This window comes from Pseudomonas sp. NPDC086112 (assembly GCF_044746425.1).
GTDB lineage: Bacteria > Pseudomonadota > Gammaproteobacteria > Pseudomonadales > Pseudomonadaceae > Aquipseudomonas.
The window spans coordinates 275-20,353 of sequence record NZ_JBIVCD010000013.1 but is presented as its reverse complement, the minus strand read 5'-3'; the positions used below and the strand labels follow the sequence as shown (position 1 = coordinate 20,353).

22 protein-coding genes are annotated in these 20,079 nt (G+C 57.8%); 7 read left to right on the top strand and 15 right to left on the bottom strand.

Annotation, left to right across the window (positions count from 1 at the left end):
* Window positions 1-29: 29 nt before the first annotated feature.
* On the bottom strand, window positions 30-1,139 hold the full coding sequence (locus ACIPLA_RS11995; protein ID WP_218399014.1) for an ABC transporter ATP-binding protein: 1,110 nt from the start codon (window positions 1,137-1,139) through the stop codon (window positions 30-32).
* A complete protein-coding gene (gene argF, locus ACIPLA_RS11990; RefSeq protein ID WP_032830187.1) occupies window positions 1,136-2,056 on the bottom strand; it encodes an ornithine carbamoyltransferase in 921 nt (306 codons plus the stop codon). The genes ACIPLA_RS11995 and argF overlap by 4 nt, the downstream gene beginning before the upstream one ends.
* Before the next feature lie 405 nt (window positions 2,057-2,461).
* On the opposite strand from argF, the gene ACIPLA_RS11985 reads away from it, so the two are divergent.
* From ACIPLA_RS11985 to grxD, 3 genes are all read left to right on the top strand, one after another.
* Entirely contained in the window at window positions 2,462-2,752 is a 291-nt protein-coding gene (locus ACIPLA_RS11985) for a hypothetical protein (protein ID WP_007898515.1), read from the top strand.
* 134 nt (window positions 2,753-2,886) lie between these two features.
* Window positions 2,887-4,995 (top strand): molybdopterin oxidoreductase family protein, encoded by a 2,109-nt coding sequence (locus ACIPLA_RS11980; RefSeq protein WP_401173250.1) that lies wholly within the window; start codon window positions 2,887-2,889, stop codon window positions 4,993-4,995.
* 97 nt (window positions 4,996-5,092) lie between these two features.
* Window positions 5,093-5,434: a Grx4 family monothiol glutaredoxin gene (gene grxD / locus ACIPLA_RS11975; RefSeq protein WP_007898513.1), complete on the top strand. Its 342-nt coding sequence runs from the start codon at window positions 5,093-5,095 to the stop codon at window positions 5,432-5,434.
* 240 nt (window positions 5,435-5,674) lie between these two features.
* Here grxD and bfr read toward each other — a convergent pair whose 3' ends face one another.
* Entirely contained in the window at window positions 5,675-6,148 is a 474-nt protein-coding gene (bfr, locus tag ACIPLA_RS11970; RefSeq protein WP_123500680.1) for a bacterioferritin, read from the bottom strand.
* A gap of 199 nt (window positions 6,149-6,347) precedes the next feature.
* On the bottom strand, window positions 6,348-6,566 hold the full coding sequence (locus ACIPLA_RS11965; RefSeq protein WP_123500682.1) for a bacterioferritin-associated ferredoxin: 219 nt from the start codon (window positions 6,564-6,566) through the stop codon (window positions 6,348-6,350).
* Between the two features lie 325 nt (window positions 6,567-6,891).
* On the opposite strand from ACIPLA_RS11965, the gene ACIPLA_RS11960 reads away from it, so the two are divergent.
* Window positions 6,892-7,494, top strand: coding sequence for a peroxiredoxin (locus ACIPLA_RS11960; protein ID WP_007898510.1), 603 nt, complete (start codon window positions 6,892-6,894; stop codon window positions 7,492-7,494).
* A gap of 119 nt (window positions 7,495-7,613) precedes the next feature.
* On the opposite strand, the gene rnt is transcribed toward ACIPLA_RS11960, so the two are convergent.
* Both rnt and pyrC read right to left on the bottom strand, forming a co-directional pair.
* The gene (gene rnt, locus ACIPLA_RS11955) at window positions 7,614-8,291 is read right to left on the bottom strand and encodes a ribonuclease T (RefSeq protein WP_008069497.1); all 678 of its coding nucleotides are present in this window, start codon (window positions 8,289-8,291) and stop codon (window positions 7,614-7,616) included.
* Window positions 8,288-9,334, bottom strand: a complete 1,047-nt coding sequence (pyrC, locus tag ACIPLA_RS11950; protein ID WP_192345602.1) for a dihydroorotase — start codon at window positions 9,332-9,334, stop codon at window positions 8,288-8,290. Before pyrC ends, rnt begins: the two co-directional genes overlap by 4 nt.
* A gap of 157 nt (window positions 9,335-9,491) precedes the next feature.
* On the opposite strand from pyrC, the gene ACIPLA_RS11945 reads away from it, so the two are divergent.
* Window positions 9,492-10,400 carry an OmpA family protein gene (locus ACIPLA_RS11945; protein WP_123500686.1) on the top strand — a complete coding sequence of 303 codons (909 nt, stop codon included), beginning with the start codon at window positions 9,492-9,494 and terminating at the stop codon, window positions 10,398-10,400.
* 129 nt (window positions 10,401-10,529) lie between these two features.
* Entirely contained in the window at window positions 10,530-11,747 is a 1,218-nt protein-coding gene (locus ACIPLA_RS11940; protein ID WP_123358038.1) for an argininosuccinate synthase, read from the top strand.
* A gap of 175 nt (window positions 11,748-11,922) precedes the next feature.
* Here ACIPLA_RS11940 and ACIPLA_RS11935 read toward each other — a convergent pair whose 3' ends face one another.
* A complete protein-coding gene (locus ACIPLA_RS11935; protein ID WP_401173249.1) occupies window positions 11,923-12,504 on the bottom strand; it encodes a hypothetical protein in 582 nt (193 codons plus the stop codon).
* 549 nt (window positions 12,505-13,053) lie between these two features.
* Between ACIPLA_RS11935 and ACIPLA_RS11930 the strand changes: the two genes are divergently transcribed.
* Complete coding sequence (locus ACIPLA_RS11930) at window positions 13,054-13,680, top strand: response regulator transcription factor (protein WP_008069501.1); 627 nt, start codon at window positions 13,054-13,056, stop codon at window positions 13,678-13,680.
* 86 nt (window positions 13,681-13,766) lie between these two features.
* Here the strand turns inward: ACIPLA_RS11930 and ACIPLA_RS11925 are convergent, their stop codons facing one another.
* The 8 genes from ACIPLA_RS11925 to metG form a co-directional block, all read right to left on the bottom strand.
* Window positions 13,767-13,946, bottom strand: coding sequence for a PA3496 family putative envelope integrity protein (locus ACIPLA_RS11925; RefSeq protein WP_007898493.1), 180 nt, complete (start codon window positions 13,944-13,946; stop codon window positions 13,767-13,769).
* Between the two features lie 108 nt (window positions 13,947-14,054).
* Window positions 14,055-14,693, bottom strand: coding sequence for an endonuclease III (nth, locus tag ACIPLA_RS11920; protein WP_007938911.1), 639 nt, complete (start codon window positions 14,691-14,693; stop codon window positions 14,055-14,057).
* 25 nt (window positions 14,694-14,718) lie between these two features.
* Window positions 14,719-15,309: an Rnf-Nqr domain containing protein gene (locus tag ACIPLA_RS11915; RefSeq protein ID WP_401173248.1), complete on the bottom strand. Its 591-nt coding sequence runs from the start codon at window positions 15,307-15,309 to the stop codon at window positions 14,719-14,721.
* Window positions 15,302-15,913, bottom strand: coding sequence for an RnfABCDGE type electron transport complex subunit G (locus ACIPLA_RS11910; protein ID WP_401173247.1), 612 nt, complete (start codon window positions 15,911-15,913; stop codon window positions 15,302-15,304). Before ACIPLA_RS11910 ends, ACIPLA_RS11915 begins: the two co-directional genes overlap by 8 nt.
* Window positions 15,910-16,902 (bottom strand): RnfABCDGE type electron transport complex subunit D, encoded by a 993-nt coding sequence (locus ACIPLA_RS11905; RefSeq protein ID WP_401173246.1) that lies wholly within the window; start codon window positions 16,900-16,902, stop codon window positions 15,910-15,912. The genes ACIPLA_RS11910 and ACIPLA_RS11905 overlap by 4 nt, the downstream gene beginning before the upstream one ends.
* Window positions 16,889-17,896 carry an electron transport complex subunit RsxB gene (gene rsxB, locus ACIPLA_RS11900; RefSeq protein ID WP_401173245.1) on the bottom strand — a complete coding sequence of 336 codons (1,008 nt, stop codon included), beginning with the start codon at window positions 17,894-17,896 and terminating at the stop codon, window positions 16,889-16,891. The genes ACIPLA_RS11905 and rsxB overlap by 14 nt, the downstream gene beginning before the upstream one ends.
* The gene (locus tag ACIPLA_RS11895; RefSeq protein WP_401173244.1) at window positions 17,893-18,462 is read right to left on the bottom strand and encodes an Rnf-Nqr domain containing protein; all 570 of its coding nucleotides are present in this window, start codon (window positions 18,460-18,462) and stop codon (window positions 17,893-17,895) included. Before ACIPLA_RS11895 ends, rsxB begins: the two co-directional genes overlap by 4 nt.
* 129 nt (window positions 18,463-18,591) lie before the next feature.
* The coding region (metG, locus tag ACIPLA_RS11890; protein WP_401173243.1) for a methionine--tRNA ligase at window positions 18,592-20,079 on the bottom strand (1,488 nt) is incomplete at its 5' end.

Genomic DNA, 20,079 nt, shown 5'->3' with positions numbered 1-20,079 from the left:
GGCAAGCCTCGCTCCTACAGATTCTGGTGTCAGCTGGCGGTGCTGTACCGCCGAACACCGGATTCGATCACCGGTATCTGCGCCGCCGTGCTGCCGTTCGCCTGGAACAGCACCAAGTGTTCAGCCGCCACCCGAATGCCTACTTCAGCACCGACCAGATGATCGGCATGACTCGGGAAAATCGACTCCAGCTGCGCGCCCGTAGACAACTGCAAGCGGTACAGAGTCGATGCCCCCTGGAAGCTCTTGCCAATAATCTGTGCCCTTAGTGGGCTGTCCGGCGCATAGACGATATCGTCCGGACGCAACAACACATCCACGGCACAACCGATTGGCCAGGTGTAGGCACGGTTGCCGCGCAATTCACCCAACTCGGTCTGCACCGACTCCGGGCTGCTCAACTGGCCGCGAATGAAGTAACCCTGGCCAATGAAACTGGCCACGAATGGCGTCAGGGGTTCGTGATAGAGGTTGTAGGGCGTGTCCCACTGCTCCAGGCGACCTTCCTTGAAAACGCCCACGTGGTCACTGACCGCGAAGGCTTCTTCCTGATCGTGGGTCACCAGGATTGCACTGGTGCCGCGCGCCTTGAGAATGGCGCGTACTTCATGACTGAGCTTGCGTCGCAATTCGCCGTCGAGGTTAGAGAACGGTTCGTCGAGCAACAGCAGTTGCGGTTCCGGCGCCAGGGCGCGGGCCAACGCCACACGTTGCTGCTGGCCACCGGACAGCTCATGGGGGAAGCGCTTGCCGAGGTTTTTCAGGTTGACCAGTTCGAGCAGCTCTTCGGTGATGCGATCCTTTTGCGGATGCTTGCGGATTCCGAAAGCGATGTTCTCGGCCACGCTCAAATGCGGAAACAGTGCGTAATCCTGAAACACCATGCCGATCCGGCGCTTCTCCGGGGCAAGGGTGAAGCCGGCGCTGGAGATGGTCTCGCCCGCCAACTGGATTTCACCTTCGTGCACCGGTTCAAAGCCGGCAATCGCCCGCAGGGTGGTGGTTTTGCCGCAGCCCGAAGACCCCAGCAGGCAACCGATATCCCCAGCATTCAAATGCAGGTTGAGGTTCTGCACAACCCGCTGGTTTTGATAACCGCAGGCCAGGTTGCGCAGGTTCAGCAGTAATGGCTGGCTCATGCGTGGTGGTACGAAGGCGGGACGAGGAATTCGAGCAAGGCCTTTTGTGCATGAAGACGGTTTTCGGCTTGATCCCAGGCCACCGAACGCGAGTCGTCGAGCAGGTCGAGGCTGATTTCCTCACCACGGTGGGCCGGCAGGCAATGCATGAACAGCACGTCCGGCGCGGCCAGGTCGAGCAGGGCACGGTTGACCTGGAACGGTGCGAACAACTTCAGGCGCTTGGCGGTTTCCTCTTCCTGGCCCATGGAGGTCCAGACGTCGGTGCTCACCAGGTGCGCGCCGCGCACGGCTTCCTGCGGGTCGCGGACGATGGTCACCCGATCGCCGGCTTTAGCCACGAACTCAGGGTTGGGTTCGTAACCTTCCGGGCAGGCGATGCGCAACTGGAAGTCGAACTGGATCGCCGCTTCTATATAGCTGTTGCACATGTTGTTGCCATCGCCGATCCAGGCCACGGTCTTGCCTTGAATCGAACCACGGTGTTCGAGGAAGGTTTGCATGTCGGCCAGCAATTGGCAGGGGTGCAGGTCATCGGACAGGCCATTGATCACCGGCACGCGGGAATTGGCGGCGAATTCGGTCAGGGTGCTGTGGGCAAAGGTACGGATCATCACCGCATCGAGCATGCTCGACATGACGATGGCGCAGTCGCCGATCGGCTCGCCGCGACCCAATTGGGTGTCGCGTGGCGACAGGAATATCGCCTGGCCGCCGAGCTGGATCATGCCGGCTTCGAACGAGATGCGGGTGCGGGTCGAGGACTTCTCGAAAATCATCCCCAGGACGCGGTTTTTCAAAGGCTCGAACAGTACGCCGCGGTTACGCAGGTCCTTGAGCTCAACGCCTCGACGGATCACGCTGACCAGCTCTTCGGGCGTGCAATCCATCAGGGAGAGAAAGTGCCTTGCGCTCATCATTGACTACCTTTTTGCAACAGACCGCAGATACTCAAAGCCTTGTTTAACTGAAAAACGGGCGAGACCTGCGGCGTAAGCCGCACGGGGCGACGAAATAGGGGAAGGCGCGATATTGACATTAAATGTCGCGTTTTTCCAATGGGCTACGGTGTTTAGAGGATTTCAGAGGGGCTACGGGTGACCGCAGTAGCGCTTTTGAAGCCTGTTTCCTGACAGCAGCCAACCATTTGTACACCGGGCTCGCCGGGCTTGGCAATCAAACAGGGCGCGGGCGACACGCTGACGGTCGGTTTTTGACCTGTCATTCGGGCCTTTGGTGGGCAACGTGTCTTGTCCGAAACATTTGCTAAAGCAAAGTGCTGGGTTATAACTAGTGCACGAGCGACGCAGGAAGCCTTTGGAATGGAATCGAAAGAACAGCTGTTGATGGAGCTACTCGGCCTTACGGCCCGCTCCCTGACCCACCTCACTGCTTCCATGACCTCGATGTCTTTCGAGCTGTTGCGCAGTGAAGACGAAGTCACGAAGGTAGCTGGCCGGCGCATGATCGACCGCATGGCGACCGTCAGCGCCGGGCTCGACGAACATTGGCGACTGATCGGCGAGCTCACCGGCGTGCATGTTGCCCATGAGCAGATCGAAACCATCGAGGAGATCCAGTTGCAGGCGCCGCCGAGTCTGCCATCGAACTGATCCCTTGCTGCCATCGGCTGGCCTGATAGTCGCCGATTCACAAGACGAACGTCGCTGGCAAAGGGGCGGATCGCGCGCCATAGTTTTGTTCCCGCGGCCGCTATTGCCCGCCCAGAACAAAACAGAGACTGGCCATGACCAAGACTCTCCATCACCGTGCGTGCCACCTGTGTGAAGCCATCTGCGGCCTGACCATCGAAACCTCTGAGGTCGAAGGCAGCGGCGTACAGATCAACTCGATCAAGGGTGATCCGCAGGACACCTTCAGCCGTGGGCACATCTGCCCCAAAGCGGTTGCCCTGCAAGACATTCAAAATGATCCGGATCGCCTGCGTCAGCCGATGCTGCGAACAGGCAGCGAATGGCAGCCTATCGAGTGGGAAGACGCTTTCAGTCTTGTAGCCGAACGCCTGGCGGCGATTCAGGAGCGTCACGGGCAGAACGCGGTGGCGGTCTATCAGGGCAACCCCAGCGTGCATAACTACGGGTTGATGACCCACAGCAATTATTTCCTCGGCCTGCTGAAAACCCGCAACCGGTTTTCCGCGACATCGGTCGATCAGTTGCCCCATCACCTGACCAGTCATTTGATGTACGGCCACGGCTTGCTGCTGCCGATCCCGGACATCGATCACACCGATTTCATGCTGATCCTGGGCGGCAATCCACTGGCCTCCAACGGCAGCATCATGACCGTGCCGGATGTCGAGAAGCGCCTTAAGGCGATTCAGGCCCGGAGCGGCAAAGTGGTGGTGGTCGATCCGCGTCGCAGCGAGACGGCGGCGATGGCTGACCAGCATCTGTTCGTACGCCCCGGCGGCGATGCGGCGCTGTTGTTCGGGCTGCTCAATACCTTGTTCGCTGAAAGTCTGACCTGCGACAGTCATTTGCCGGTCGATGGCCTGGATGAGGTGCGTGAAGCGATCGCAGGGTTCACCGCCGAGGCCATGAGCCCGCTGTGCGCGGTGCCCGCCGAGCAGATCCGCCAACTGGCACGGGACTTCGCGGCAGCGCCGACAGCGGTCTGCTACGGGCGCATGGGGGTTTCGACCCAGGCTTTCGGCACCCTGTGCCATTGGCTGGTGCAACTGATCAATCTGGTCACCGGCAACCTCGACCGGGTGGGCGGTGCGTTGTGCACCGAGCCTGCGGTGGATCTGGTGGCATCGACCTCGGGCGGGCATTTCAACCGGTGGCAGAGTCGCGTGTCCGGGCGTCCGGAATACGCGGGAGAGCTGCCGGTATCGGCGCTGGCCGAAGAGATGCTTACCGAAGGGGAAGGGCAGGTCCGCGCGCTGATCACCGTGGCGGGCAATCCGGTGCTGTCCACGCCCAATGGCCGGCAACTGGAACAGGCGCTGGACGGATTGGAGTTCATGGTCAGTGTCGACCTGTACATCAATGAAACCACGCGTTATGCCGACCTGATCCTGCCGTCGACTTCGGCGCTGGAAAACGATCATTACGACACCACGTTCAACATGTTCGCGGTGCGCAACGTCACCCGCTTCAACCGGGCGATCCTGGCCAAGCCCGAAGGTGCGCTGCATGACTGGGAAATTTTCGTGGGGCTGGCCAAAGCCTTTGCGACCAGGACCGGCAAGGAACTGAAACCGACCATCGCGCCAGCGCAGATGATCGACCGAGGGCTGCGGATGGGCCTGTATGGCGACGCTTCGGAACACAAACTGTCGCTGGCGACCTTGTTCGATCATCCTCACGGTATCGACCTCGGGGCGCTCAAACCCAACCTGGCGCCACGCCTGAAAACGGCCAATCAGCGAGTCCAGGCAGCGCCTGTCGAGATTCTCGCCGACCTGGCGCGCTTCGCGGCGCTACAAGCACCGGCTGCCGATGAGCTGCTGATGATCGGCCGCCGCCATGTGCGCAGCAACAACTCATGGATGCACAACTATCACCGTCTGGTGAAGGGCAAACCGCGCCATCAACTGCTGATGAACCCGGATGACCTGGCCAGCCGCGGGCTCCACGATGGGCAACGAGTGCGCGTCAGTTCGCGGGTCGGGGTGATCGAGGTTGAAGTGGTCGCCAGCCTGGATATGATGAGAGGTGTGGTCAGCCTTCCTCACGGTTGGGGTCATGCGCGACCGGGTGTGCAGATGACGATTGCCAGCGGTCAACCCGGCTCCAGCGCCAATGACCTGACTGACGAATGTCAGCTCGATGAGTTGTCGGGTAATGCGGCGTTGAACGGCGTGCCGGTGACCGTGGCGGCAGCGTGAACATGACTGTCGGGGAGGCCGAGCATGGCGCTCGGGTTTCCGTTACAATGCGCCACCGTGCCGACCACTGAGTCGGAAAGTTCAGCCGAGGTGCTCCATGGATATCATCGAAACGATTAAAGAGCAGATTGCCAACAACACCATTCTGCTTTACATGAAAGGCTCGCCGAATGCCCCACAGTGTGGGTTCTCCGCGAAAGCCGCTCAGGCTGTAATGGCCTGTGGCGAAAAGTTTGCCTATGTGGACATCCTGCAGAACCCGGAAATCCGCGCCAACCTGCCAAAGTACGCCAACTGGCCAACCTTCCCGCAATTGTGGGTCGGTGGTGAACTGGTCGGCGGTAGCGACATCATGACTGAAATGGCTGCTGACGGTTCGTTGCAAGCGACGATCAAAGCCGCTGTGGAAGCTGCTGCGGCCAACAAGACCGACGCCTGATTCGGTACCTGTGTAGGAGCGAGGCTTGCCCGCGAAGAACGATGATGCGGTTTATCAGTAACACCGCGTTATCGTTCTTCGCGGGCAAGTCGGATCGCCGCCCGCTCGCTCCTACAAAGGCGTGTCTCGTCCTGAAATAGGTTTACACCCGTTTCAGGACGAGACAGCACACATAAAAAAGCCCCGCCTCTATAAAAGAGAGCGGGGCTTTTTATTGCGTCGCGATTAGCGGCGTAGCATTTACTCTTCGCCCATCTGCGACTGCAGATAGTTCTCAAGACCGACTTTATCGATCAGGCCCAGTTGGGTTTCCAGCCAGTCGATATGTTCTTCTTCGGATTCAAGAATGTCTTCGAGCAGTTCACGGCTACCGAAGTCGCCAACAGTTTCGCAGTGAGCGATAGCGACTTTCAGATCGGCATGGCCGTCGCGTTCGATCTTCAAGTCACACTCAAGCATTTCCTTGGTGTGTTCGCCGATGTTCAGCTTGCCCAGGTCCTGGACGTTCGGCAGGCCTTCAAGGAACAGGATGCGCTTGATCAGCTTGTCGGCGTGCTTCATCTCGTCGATGGATTCGTGGTACTCGTGCTTGCCGAGCTTGTTCAGACCCCAATCTTCATACATGCGCGCATGCAAAAAGTATTGATTGATCGCGACCAGCTCATTGGCAAGGATCTTGTTGAGATGCTGGATGACTGTAATGTCGCCTTTCATGATGGGGTCCTGCCCTGTATTAGCTGTCTATAAGGCAGAGTTTGAGCCGCGTAATTAAGAGTGTCAAACCTAAGTTATTGAAACTTAAATGAAAATTAATCGGAATAAGAATGTTTGTGTTCCGCGTCTAGTGCCTAAGCGGTTGATTTTCAGACATAAAAAAACCGGACATCAAGTCCGGTTCTTTGTAATACGGTCATTATGCGGCGGTAAATTCTGCGGGGTAGGGGATCGACGCCTGGGCCGATTGCAGTTTGCCCAGGGTTTCACGGACCACTTCCTTGGCAAGGCAGGCGCATTTACCGCATTGGCTGGCAACGCCGGTGGCTTGACGTACTTCCCGATAGCTGCAGCAACCTTCATAGATTGCATCGCGGATTTGACCGTCGGTGACGCCAGTGCAGAGGCAGACATACATAAGTGAAAACCGTCGCTGGTTGTGACTCAATTGCGATGGATCTTAATGTTAACGAGAATGATTGTCAAAGTGGTTTCTGAAAGGTTTTCGTCATAAGGGCATGTGACTGACGAACGGTTTCTTCTCACGTTGTCAGGAGAAAAATATAGCAGCGGTCTTTTTACCTTCCAGGAAAAAAACCATTAAGGCGCTAAGGACAGGTGAAAAACGCGGTGTATGATGGTCGGCCTTTTGCGAAGCAGGTTTGTGTCACAGGGCTGTCGCCCGAGGGTGGCAGGCTGGCATGAACCCTGTTCTTCAACGTTATTACACCAGGAGATATCCAATGAGCGTACTCGTAGGCAAACAAGCCCCTGACTTCACCGTACCGGCCGTACTCGGCAATGGCGAAATCGTAGACAGCTTCACCCTGTCCTCGGCCATCAAAGGCAAATACGGCCTGGTGTTCTTCTACCCACTGGACTTCACCTTCGTTTGCCCGTCCGAGCTGATCGCTCTGGACAACCGCATGTCTGACTTCAAGGCACGCAACGTGGAAGTGGTAGCCGTTTCGATCGACTCGCACTTCACCCACAACGCCTGGCGCAACACCCCGGTCAACAATGGTGGCATCGGCGAAGTTCGCTACACCATGGCGGCCGACCTGAAGCACGAAATCGCCAAGGCCTACGACGTTGAGTCCGAAGGCGGCGTGGCTTTCCGTGGCGCGTTCCTGATCGACGACAAAGGCGTTGTCCGCTCGCAGATCATCAACGACCTGCCGCTGGGCCGTAACATCGAAGAGCTGATCCGTCTGGTCGACGCTCTGCAATTCCACGAAGAGCACGGCGAAGTTTGCCCTGCCAACTGGAAAAAAGGCGACAAAGGCATGACCGCTTCCACCGAAGGTGTTGCGGCTTACCTGACCGAGAACGCTGCTGCGCTGTAAGGCACGTTCGAGGCATAAAAAAACCGGCTGATAAGGCCGGTTTTTTTATGGGCGGGATAAACCCATGCTGTTCATCGATGGCGAGGGAGCAAGCTCCCTCGCCATCGATTAGTAACAGATCAGTCGTTGTAGTCTTCCCAGCCGCCCATTTGTTTCCAGCGATTGACGATGCCGCAGAACAGCTCGGCAGTCTTCTCGGTGTCGTAGCGAGCCGAATGAGCCTCGCGACCGTCGAAATCGATATCGGCGGCCTGACAGGCCTTGGCCAATACGGTTTGACCGTAGGCCAGACCTGCGAGGGTCGCGGTATCGAAGCTGGAAAATGGATGAAACGGGTTACGTTTCATGTCCAGGCGTGCGACAGCGGCGTTGAGGAAGCCCAGATCGAAGCTGCTGTTGTGCCCGACCAGAATCGCCCGTTTGCAGCCGTTGGCTTTCAGGGCCTTGCGGATGCCGCGAAAAATATCAGTCAGGGCTGCTTCTTCACTCACGGCCATGCGCAACGGGTGATCGAGCTTGATCCCGGTGAACTCCAGAGCGGCCGCTTCGATGTTCGCGCCTTCAAATGGCTCGACGCGGAAGAAGTAGGTGTGATCGGGATACACAAAGCCTTTTTCGTCCATGGCGATGGTGGTCGCCGCAATTTCCAGCAGGGCATCGGTGGCCGAATTGAAGCCACCGGTTTCTACGTCGACGACAACCGGCAGGTAACCACGGAATCTGGCAGCCATTGGATGACGAGGACCACCTCCGTTGCCTTGACCGTCCTGTTCGTCGTCGAAATGGTCTTCACTCACGCGTGTTCCTCCAGCAGGCGCCAGCGCAGTTTTTCACCGGCGCGCAGCGGGATTACAGTCAGCTCGCCAAACGGCAGGCTGGTTGGGGCGGTCCACTCATCGCGGACCAGGGTGATGCGATCGGTATTCGCCGGCAGGCCGTAGAAGCGCGGGCCGTTGAGGCTGGCGAAGGCTTCGAGCTTGTCCAGCGCGTTGCGCTGTTCAAAGGCTTCGGCATACATCTCGATTGCGGCATAAGCGGTGTAGCAACCGGCACAGCCGCAAGCCGCTTCTTTGGCGTGCTGGGCATGGGGCGCCGAGTCGGTGCCGAGGAAGAACTTGTCGCTGCCACTGGTGGCGGCGTCGAGCAGGGCTTCCTGGTGAGTATTGCGCTTGAGGATCGGCAGGCAATAGAAGTGCGGCCGAATCCCGCCCACCAGCATGTGGTTGCGGTTGTACAGCAGGTGATGCGCGGTGATGGTAGCGCCGACGTTGGCCGAAGCCTCGTTGACGAACTGCACGGCGTCAGCGGTGGTGATGTGTTCGAACACCACTTTGAGGGTCGGGAAACGCTCGACCACTCGACGCATGTGCTCGTCGATGAAGATTTTTTCGCGATCGAAAACGTCGACATCGCCACGGGTGACTTCACCGTGAACCAACAAGGGCATCCCGACGTCGGCCATGGCCTCGAGTGCAGGGAAAATCTTGTCGATGCTGGTGACGCCAGAGTCCGAGTTGGTGGTCGCGCCGGCCGGGTACAACTTGGCGGCGTGAACGAAACCGCTGGCCTTGGCCTCACGAATTTCTTCGGGCTGGGTGCGGTCGGTCAGGTACAGAACCATCAGCGGTTCGAAACGGCTGCCGGCCGGACGCGCGGCGAGAATCCGCTGGCGATAGCCATTGGCTTCAGCCGCGTTGCGCACCGGCGGTACCAGGTTGGGCATGATGATGGCGCGACCAAAGGTGCGCGCGACATCCGCGACGGTATTGGGCAACACAGCACCATCGCGAAGATGAATATGCCAGTCGTCGGGACGCAGCAGGGTCAGGCGGTCGGACATGAGGGGATTCCAGGCGGGTCAAACTCAGGGGAATGCTACCGGAAAAGACTCTTGCAGGCACTCGCTATCAAGTTTTGCGGCAAGCTTCCGATATCCAACAGGTATGCCGTAAATATGTGTGTCGGTCTTTTTGTTGCACAAGCCAGTGGAGCCTCCCGTGCGCCAGCGTTATTTAGCCTTGCTCAGTGTGTTTGCCAGCCTTCCTGCGATGGCGCTCACTTTCCAGACCCGTCTGGAGAGCATCGAGTGGACGGTCGAAGGTGACAAGTTCGAATGCCGCCTGACTCAACCCATCACCGATTTCGGCTCGGGAGAGTTCGTGCGTCGTGCCGGCGAACAGGCGACATTTCGCTTGAAGGCCTACAACTCGATGATCGGTGGCGGTTCCGCGACCTTGCTGGCGGCCGCTGCGCCATGGCAGCCGGGGCGTGGCGACATCAACCTGGGGTCGGTACGAATCGGCAGTGGCAACGTGCTGTTCAACAGCTCGCAAGTTCAGGCCGGGCGCTTGATCAGCGGGTTACTGGACGGTCGCAGCCCAGTGGTTCGACACTCCTCGGGCGAGGGGCGGGTATCTGAAGTCCGCCTGCTGCCGGTCAAATTCAGCAAGGCCTACAGTGACTACCAGGGTTGCGTGGCCAAGTTGCTGCCGCAGAATTTTGAACAGGTGAAGCAATCCGAAGTCGGCTTTCCGGGGGAGGGCATTGATCTAGACGCCCAAGCCAAGGCCCATTTGCAGGTCATGCTGGAATTCATGAAAGCCGATCCGACGGTCAACCACATCGAACTCGATGGCCATTCCGACAACAGCGGCAATCGCCTGACCAACCGCGAACTGTCGCGACGCAGGGCGCTGGCCGTGATGGATTTCTTCAAGGCCAATGGTATCCAGGAATCGCAGATCACCCTGCGTTTTCACGGTGAGCGCTATCCTCTGGCACCGAACAACACTGCCGCCAATCGGGCGAAAAACCGCCGGGTCGCCGTACGCCTTGAACGGGTAGCGCCGACCGAGCAACCAGCGCCTCCAGCCACTGCTTCCGCGGGCAGCGCGAAGACCTCCTGAACCCGCTGCAACCGTCGCTCGCTCGACATAATCTGTCGCTTCGTCGTCATAAGCTGTCGCGCCTCTGTAAATTATTCTGCATGAGCGGTAGACTTGACGGCTTTCCGTAGAACCCCGTGGAGTGATGGCATGGCGGACGTAAACAAGGTCGTTCTGGCGTATTCCGGCGGCCTGGACACTTCGGTGATCCTCAAGTGGCTGCAGGATACTTATAACTGTGAAGTAGTGACCTTCACCGCTGACCTGGGTCAGGGCGAAGAGGTCGAACCGGCCCGCGCCAAGGCACAGGCCATGGGCGTAAAAGAAATCTACATCGACGATTTGCGTGAAGAATTCGTGCGCGATTTCGTGTTCCCGATGTTCCGCGCCAACACCGTTTATGAAGGCGAGTACCTGCTGGGTACTTCCATCGCTCGTCCGTTGATCGCCAAGCGCTTGATCGAAATCGCCAACGAAACCGGCGCTGACGCCATTTCCCACGGCGCGACCGGCAAGGGCAACGACCAGGTTCGTTTCGAACTGGGCGCCTACGCTTTGAAGCCAGGTGTGAAAGTGATCGCTCCGTGGCGCGAATGGGACCTGCTCTCCCGTGAAAAGCTGATGGATTATGCTGAAAAGCACAACATCCCGATCGAGCGCCACGGCAAGAAGAAATCCCCGTACTCGATGGATGCCAACCTGCTGCACATCTCCTATGAAGGCGGCGTGCTGGAAGACACCTGGACCGAGCACGAAGAAGACATGTGGCGCTGGACCGTCTCCCCGGAGAACGCTCCTGACAAACCGCAGTACCTGGAACTGACCTACCGTAACGGCGACATCGTCGCACTGGACGGCGTCGAAATGACCCCGGCCACCGTGCTGGCGACCTTGAACCGTATCGGTGGCGAACATGGTATCGGCCGTCTGGACATCGTCGAAAACCGCTACGTCGGCATGAAGTCCCGCGGCTGCTACGAGACCCCGGGCGGCACCATCATGCTGCGCGCTCACCGCGCGATCGAATCGATCACCCTGGACCGCGAAGTGGCTCACCTCAAAGACGAGCTGATGCCTAAATACGCCAGCCTGATCTACACCGGTTACTGGTGGAGCCCTGAGCGTCTGATGCTGCAACAGATGATCGATGCTTCCCAGGCCCACGTGAACGGCGTAGTGCGTCTGAAACTGTACAAGGGCAATGTGATCGTCACCGGCCGCAAGTCCGACGAGTCGTTGTTCGACGCCAACATCGCGACCTTCGAGGAAGATGGCGGCGCCTACAACCAGGCGGATGCGGCGGGCTTCATCAAGCTCAACGCCCTGCGTATGCGTATCGCGGCGAACAAGGGCCGCAAGCTTTTCTGAGACCTTTGAGTCGGTAATGAATTTGTGGCCTTGTCGATGACAAGGCCACAAATTTGAAAGAGGGGCTGCTGCATATAGCGTTTCGCTTTCTTCTTGTTTCCGCTGACCGTTCCTTCTGCTTCCTGTCCTTGATCTGCTTCAAGGGCTGCCTTTCTGATGTGCGACAGTTCAATACCTAGCCCATAATCGTCACGCCCTGTGAGCTCAAATTGTAAGAAATACAGAACGTTGCGCTGTTGCGTTTCTTTATGTGTTTCCAATGTTTGGGCGTGTTTGCCTTCAGCAATTTATCCGAATCGGTACACGTGAGAAATACGATCACTTGTGCGGGATTGTCCGCAGGGTACTGAATGCTCTCCATCAGGGCGCTGAACGCCATTTTTTTGTGTATCCACCGTGCATCAACGATGTGCAGATCCTTTAGGGAGTCAGGCAGGTTTACATGGTGCCGGGTCCAGCTTTCGGGCGCGACGCTGGATGGGCTGTTACTCGGATGATGAACGTTCTCCATGGCTTTTATGAAATGCTTTCCCTTCATAAAATCGGAGGGCGCGTAAAGCGATCGATAGTTGAAGTTGAGAGTAACGAAGAAAAGAAAAAGCAAGTAAAAGGGAAAGCTGATCAGGAACCACACATAGAGTTCCCTCTCCTCATTGTCGAGAAAGGGGAGGGAGACGGCGGCCGATGTTTCAGACAGTGCTGCAAATAGGGCAATAATTGTCATGGGGTTGGTGATTCTTTTTTTGAGTTTTATCATGTTGTATGCTCATTAAATATTGTCTTTTCTCGATTGGTTTATGGTTGTAATAACTAATATCAGGTTGTTCTGCTGTTGTATTAAGCTGTTTTTATTGGAGTGGTGAGGTTGTTATAGTAGCTGTATTGTTGCAGGTTCGGGTATGGCTGTTTAATTGTTTTGATGGCGCTATGTTATTGGTCAAGTGTTACGGTGTGTGAGCTTTTTCGATTGTTGAGCCAGATTGCGCAAGAAGGTACTGGAAAATACCCGTTACTTTTAAGGGTAGCTCAATAGTCGGCGCATCGTAGATTAATGCGTCGATACTGTTTTTTTTGTCGTTTTTTGGTTGTAAGTCGATACAAAAAAACTGCTGAAGCACTGAACAATAGTCGGTCAGTAAAATCTCTGCTTCTTCGTATGGCAATGATTTTTTGTAGGAATAATCCGTGTTGTTTGTAGGCTATGTCTCTCGCTGCGAGTGGCCGAGGGTGACGGTGTGCCATGGGTGAAACGACTAGGCTATGGTGCGGGCTCTAAAAATTCGAACAGCGAAAATTGGACTTGCCCATGAATAAAGTGCTGATCGTGGATGATCACCCCGTCATTCGTCTTGCGGTACGTATGCTAATGGAACGTCATGGCTACGAAGTCATTGCAGAAACAGATAATGGCGTGGACGCATTACAACTTGCCCGTGATCTTATGCCGGATATTGTCATACTGGATATTGGAATACCGAAACTGGATGGGTTGGAAGTTATCGCGCGCCTGACATCAACGGCGATGCCTCTTAAAGTACTGATATTGACATCCCAGGCGCCAGGGCATTTTTCCATGCGTTGCATGCAATCGGGTGCCGCCGGGTATGTTTGCAAACAGCAGGATCTCACTGAGTTGCTCAGTGCAATAAAAGCCGTGCTGTCAGGCTACAGCTATTTTCCTAATCAGGCTCTGCATACCGTGCGTTCCAGTCTTGGGAATGCCAGTGAAGCTGATATGGTGGATCGTTTGTCCGGGCGAGAGATGATGGTCCTGCAACAATTGGCCCGAGGAAAGACAAACAAGGAGATCGCCGACGGAATGTTCCTCAGCAATAAAACCGTTAGTACTTATAAGACTCGTCTTCTGTTAAAGCTCAATGCTCGCTCACTGGTCGACCTGATTGAATTGGCCCAGCGCAACGGCCTGGTATGAAGCTGCCGGCATTTGGCGCGATGAACAGGTGTTTGTCAGGGGGCGGCACTTAGTAAAAAGCCTCCGTTTCGGGAGGCTTTTAAGTGTCATAAGTCAAAATCGTAATCGGCCAATTGCTTCTGCAGTCGGCGCTCCTCCAGCAGGTTGTCGATGGTGCGGCGTTTGCTCAGGTTGGTCTTTGCCACTTCCACTACCGGCTCTGCGTCATCGGCCTCAACGGGGGTGAAGTCGTCTTCTACGTCCAATTGCTCTTTGCCAGTGCTCATAAGGTTAACTCCAGGCTAAGGCTGCCCTTTGGCGCTCCTTATATCGACAATTTCCCGGCGGGTAAAAAAGATTTTTTCAATCGATCAATCAAAAAAACTAATAGAGCCTCAATCGTCCGAGGTCTTTTGCTTGTATTCGCATAAATCCTCGATCCGGCAGCTGCCGCACCGCGGCTTGCGGGCCAGGCAAACGTAGCGCCCATGGAGAATCAGCCAGTGATGGGCGTCGAGCAGATATTCCTTCGGCACGAACTTCATCAGTTTTTGCTCCACCTCGACCACGTTCTTGCCCGGAGCAATGCCGGTACGGTTACTGACCCGGAAAATGTGAGTGTCCACGGCCATGGTCAGCTGACGAAAGGCGGTATTGAGCACCACGTTGGCGGTCTTGCGACCGACGCCGGGCAAAGCCTCCAGTGCCTCGCGGGTCTGCGGTACTTCACCTCCATGGCGCTCCACCAGTAAGCGACAGGTTTCGATCACATTTTTCGCTTTGCTGTTGAACAGGCCGATGGTCTTGATGTACTCCGACAGCCCTTCGACGCCCAAGGCATGGATCGCTGCTGGCGTATTGGCCACCGGGAACAGTTTGGCGGTGGCTTTGTTCACGCCGACATCGGTCGATTGCGCCGAGAGAATCACGGCGATCAACAATTCGAACGGTGAGGAGTAGGCCAGTTCGGTCTTCGGTTCAGGGTTGTCTTCGTGAAACCTGCGGAAAATTTCAAGACGTTTTGCGGCATTCATGGGCGATGCGTTTCCTCGAAGGCGGTCAATGTGATGCCGCCGGGCGGCGGGTCCAGGCTTGATGTGCGGCGATCAATAGTCCCAGCAGAATAAACCCGCCAGGGGCCAGTGTGGCCAGATGCAGGCCACCGTCGACGATCAGCGTCCAGCCTTGCCAGTCCGGTTGCGTGGCACCGGCCATCCAGGAAAGATGGCTACCGAGTGTTCCGTTGCCGATAAGCTCACGCAGCAGACCCAAGCCCACCATCAAGGCGCCGAACAAGCCACACAGACGCAGTCGATCACGCGGTGGGCTCTGGAAAAAACCGTTGTGTTCAAGCACGACGCATTGCAAGGCGATCAATCCTGTGTAGAAACCCAGATGCTGGTGCCATTGGAGCGACCAGGCTTGCGTGGCAAGCTCCACGCAACTGGTCAGCGTGGCGGCCAGCAAGAGGCAGGCGAGCAAATGTGTTGCTGGAATCAGTCGCGAGCGCAAGATGCCCATGCTCACACCGTAAGCACTGAATACCAGAGCAAACATCAGCCACAGGCCCAGGGCCGTTACCAATGAATCCGTAACGCCGATCAACGGCGTAAGCATCAGCGAGTTCTGCAGGGTCGATGACTTATTCATGGGCGCTGCTCCCGATCAGCGGTTGCCGGTGTTCGTCGAAGTAGCGTAACGCGTCATGGGTAGCATTGATCACCGCTCTTGAGGTGATGGTCGCGCCCGCAATCTGATCGAATTGCCCTTGGTCCTTTTTCAAGGCCCAGCCATTGTCATCGGGGTCGGTTAGAGACTTGCCGGTAAACACCTCAAGCCAGGCATTGGGCCAGTCGGCGAGCTTGCCGCCCAGCCCCGGGGTTTCCGATTGCTTGAGGGTTTTGACCCCCACTAACTGGCCTTGGCGGTCGATGGCGATCAGCAATTCGAGGGAGCCGGCGTAGCCCAGAGTCTGGCTGCGCAGCAACACGGCGCTCGGTTGGTCGGCCTTGGACGCCAGATAGCCACCCAGCAGTGTGCTGTTGGCCAGGCGAGTGTTTTCGAGACCGAGGGGGTGTTCCAGTGGCTGATTGTCGTAGCTGTCGGGCGGTAGCAGATCCAGTAACCGGCGGCTGTCGATCAGGCGTTGTTCGGCGGCAATGCGCGCGGCACTGGTGTGCTGCACGAGGTAAGTCGCGCCCATCCCCAGGCCTGCCAGCACTACCAGGATCACAACGCTCGTCGCTCGGTTCATGGGGCAACCTGCTCCTGTCTGGACGCGGCAAACCGCTCCAGCGCCGGTACACAGAGGTTCATCAGCAGAACCGCAAAGGCCACGCCATCTGGATACCCGCCCCACGTCCGGATCAGATAAGTCAGTAATCCCACGCCGGCGCCGAACAGTAATCGGGCAGTGGGGCTTTTTGCACCGGATATCGGTTCCGTGACGATGAAGAAGGCACCGAGCATGCTCGCGCCGGTGAGCAGATGAAACAGTGGCGAGCCATGAGAGTCGGAGCCCGTACCGTTCCAACACAACAGGCTGATGACGAACAGGCTGGCGAGCATGCCGACCGGCGCATGCCAACTGAATACCCGCCGCTGTAGCAGAAACGCACCGCCAACCAGAAACGCCAAGTTGACCCATTCCACGCCTCGGCCACCAAAACGGCCGAATGCCGGATTGCCGGCGAACAGTTCGTCCATGGTCAGGCTTTTGTTGATTCGCAGACTGTCCAGCGCCGTAGCCTGGGCCCACGCATCGGGTGTCTGGCCGAAGCTGAAGCCGAACACCTGTTGCAGCCCACCGAACAAATCCATGCCATGGGATGCCGGCCAATGGGTCATTGGCTGGGGAAACATCACCAGGACCAGCGCGAAACCGAGCATCGCCGGATTGAACGGATTCTTGCCGACGCCGCCATACAAGTGCTTGCCGAAAAACAGTCCGAACGCCGCAGCACTGACCGTCAGCCACCACGGGCAATAAGGCGGCAAGGCCAGCGCCAACAGGGTCGCACTGACCAGCGCACTGCCGTCGCTCAATGTCGGTTTTACCGGTTGCTTGCGCAGCTGCAACACCGCGGCCTCAACGGCCAACGCGGTTGCCGCCGTCAGAATCAGGTTGATCAATACGCCCCAGCCATACAGCCAGAACAACATCAGCATCCCCGGCACGGTGGCCAGCAATACCAGCTTCATGGCTTGCTGAAGGCGTTCGTCCACCGATTCAAGGGGCGGCATAGGCATCCACCTGACGCTCGGCTTCGCTGAGCGCATGTTGCAACGCTTCAATCTGTTCGGCCGGCGCCTCGCTTGTTTGAGCTTTCTTGAGTTCGGCGCGGCGCATGGCCAACTGGATCTTCGCCCGTTTCAGTTCGGCATCTTTTGCCGGGGCAGGTGGCGCAGAAACCGGCGGTGCGCCGCTCTCCAGTTGCGCCAGCGCCTGTTCGGCGGCTTCGAACTGCTGTTGCAGCACGATCAGTTGCGATTGCTGTTCGAAGGTCGGCGGATGCCCGAAGGCCTTGAGCGATTTATTCAGTTGCGCCCGACTCATCGCCAGATCGACCTTGGCCTTTTTCAGTGCCGCATCGGCATTGGCGGCTTTCTGTGCGCGGACGCGCTCGAGTGCGGCCTGAACCGGGTCGAGCGTCACTTCGCTGTGCTGCACGGCGCGTTGGGCACGGGCCTGGCGTTCGGCGAGCTTCTGCTCCTCTTCGCGATGCAAACGGGCATTGCGCTGTTCGAATCGGCGTCGCGCGTGATTGCGCTTGGCGGCCCGGGCCTGTTGTTCCTCCGGGCTGAACGCCAGCCCGCCGACAATCGGCAGCACCGTGGCCAGCGGTAACGGATGCATCTCGATGCAATCCACCGGGCAGGGCGCCACGCAGAGGTCGCAACCGGTGCATTCGTCGACGATGACCGTGTGCATGAATTTCGCCGCGCCGACAATGGCGTCGACCGGGCAGGCCTGGATGCACTTGGTGCAGCCGATGCATTCGGCTTCACGGATGTAAGCGATCTGCGCGGGTGCCGAACTGCGACTGACGTCCAGTTCCAGCACCGGCACTTTCAGCAGGTCGGCCAGGGCCGCGATGGTTTCGCTGCCACCCGGTGGGCACTTGTTGATCGGCTCGCCGCTGGCGATACCTTCGGCGTAGGGTTTACATCCGGGGTGACCACACTTGCCGCATTGAGTCTGCGGCAAGAGGGCGTCGATGCGTTGAATCAGACTCATGTTTTGATCAGCCCGCTGAATCCGAGAAAAATCACCGCAATCAATCCGGCGCCGATCAATTCGATCGGCAGGCCGCGAAAGGGCAGGGGGATATCGTTGTCGAGTGTGCGCTGGCGCAAGTCGCTGAACAGACTCAGCACCAGCCAGAAACCCAATCCGGCGCCAAGGCTCAGGGCTATGGCGTGGAAAACTCCCTTGTCGTCTTGAGCGTTGAGCAACGTCAGCCCAAGCACCCCGGCATTCCCCAGCAGCAAGGGCCAGAGGCCATCAAATGAAAGCTTCACCAATAACCGTGAAAGCAGCTTCAGCAGGGGGGCGATCAGCAGAACGCTCAACGGCAGGAACACGAACAGACGCAGCGACGTCAGCCCCAATGGCACTAATAGCCAGTGGTAGAGCGCATAGCCAAGTGCGCCGACGATCAGCATCAGGCACGTCGTCGCGATGCCCAGCGCATGGACCTGCGGCCGCTCGCTGCCCAGCACAGGATCGACGCCCAGCGGCCAGTGCAACACGAGGTTGTTGATCAGGGCAGCGCTGATAAGCGTTAAAAGCAGTTCGGTCATGATCGTGCCGGCAAAAGAAGGCCTGTCTAACAAGGTTAGGCATTATCCGGCAAGGAAGGAGGGTGGGCCAGACATGAAAATCCCACAGTCGCGCCGGGCACGACTGTGGGATCGGTTTACCGCAGAACTTTACTTGATGCGCTGACCCGGCTTGGCGCCGCTGTCGGGGCTCAGCAGGTAGATTTCTTCACCGCCAGGGCCTGCCGCCATCACCATGCCTTCGGAGATCCCGAATTTCATTTTGCGGGGCTTGAGGTTGGCGATCATCATGGTCAGGCGACCATTGAGCTTGGACGGGTCCGGGTAAGCGCTCTTGATCCCGGAGAACACGTTGCGTTGCTCGTCACCGATGTCCAGGGTCAAGCGCAGCAGCTTGTCGGCACCTTCCACGGCTTCGGCCTTGACGATCAGCGCAACGCGCAGGTCTACAGCGGCAAAGGTGTCGAACTCGATCTCCGGCGACAGCGGATCCTTGGCCAGTTCACCGTTGCCGGCGGGCGCAGCGTCGCCGGTGTCGGTTGCGCTGGCGGTCAGGTCTTCTTTCGAGGCGTCGGTCATGGCTTGTACTTTTACCGGGTCGATGCGGGTCATCAACGGTTTGAACTCGTTCAGCTGATGGTTGCTGAGCAAGGTGGCGTGATCGTTCCAGGTCAGCGGGGCGACGTTCAGGAACGCCTCGGCATCGGCGGCCAGCAGCGGCAGTACCGGTTTGAGGAAAATCACCAGTTGGCGGAACAGGTTGATGCCCAGGGCGCAAATGGCCTGGACTTCATCCTGCTTGCCTTCCTGTTTGTTCAGCGACCACGGTGCCTTGTCGGCGATCCAGGCGTTGGCGCGGTCGGCCAGGCCCATGATTTCACGCATGGCACGGGCGAAGTCGCGAGCCTCGTAGGCATCGGCAATGCTTGGCGCTGCGGCCAGGAAAGCGTCGGTCAGTTCCGGCGCGGCGTTGCCGGCTACCAGTACACCAGCATTACCTTTATGGATGAAACCGGCGCAACGGCTGGCGATGTTGACGACTTTGCCGACCAGGTCGGAGTTGACCTTCTGCACGAAGTCTTCGAGGTTCAGGTCCAGGTCGTCGACGCCACGGCCCAGCTTGGCGGCATAGTAGTAGCGCAGGTATTCCGGCGACAGGTGATCCAGGTAAGTCCGCGCCTTGACGAACGTGCCGCGGGACTTGGACATCTTCTGGCCGTTGACGGTCAGGTAGCCGTGTACGTTGATGCCGGTCGGTTTGCGGAAACCGGCGCCTTCAAGCATGGCTGGCCAGAACAGGGCGTGGAAGTTGACGATGTCTTTGCCGATGAAATGGTACAGCTCGGCGGTGGAATCCTTGCCCCAGAACGCGTCGAAGTCCAGTTCCGGACGGCGGGCGCAGAGGTTCTTGAAGCTGGCCATGTAGCCGATCGGCGCGTCCAGCCACACATAGAAGTACTTGCCCGGCTCGTCGGGGATTTCAAAACCGAAGTACGGCGCATCGCGGGAAATGTCCCACTGTTGCAGGCCGGCATCCAGCCACTCGGCGATCTTGTTGGCCACGGCTTCTTGCAACGTGCCACTGCGGGTCCAGGCTTGCAGCATTTCCTGGAAGTCCGGCAGCTTGAAGAAGAAGTG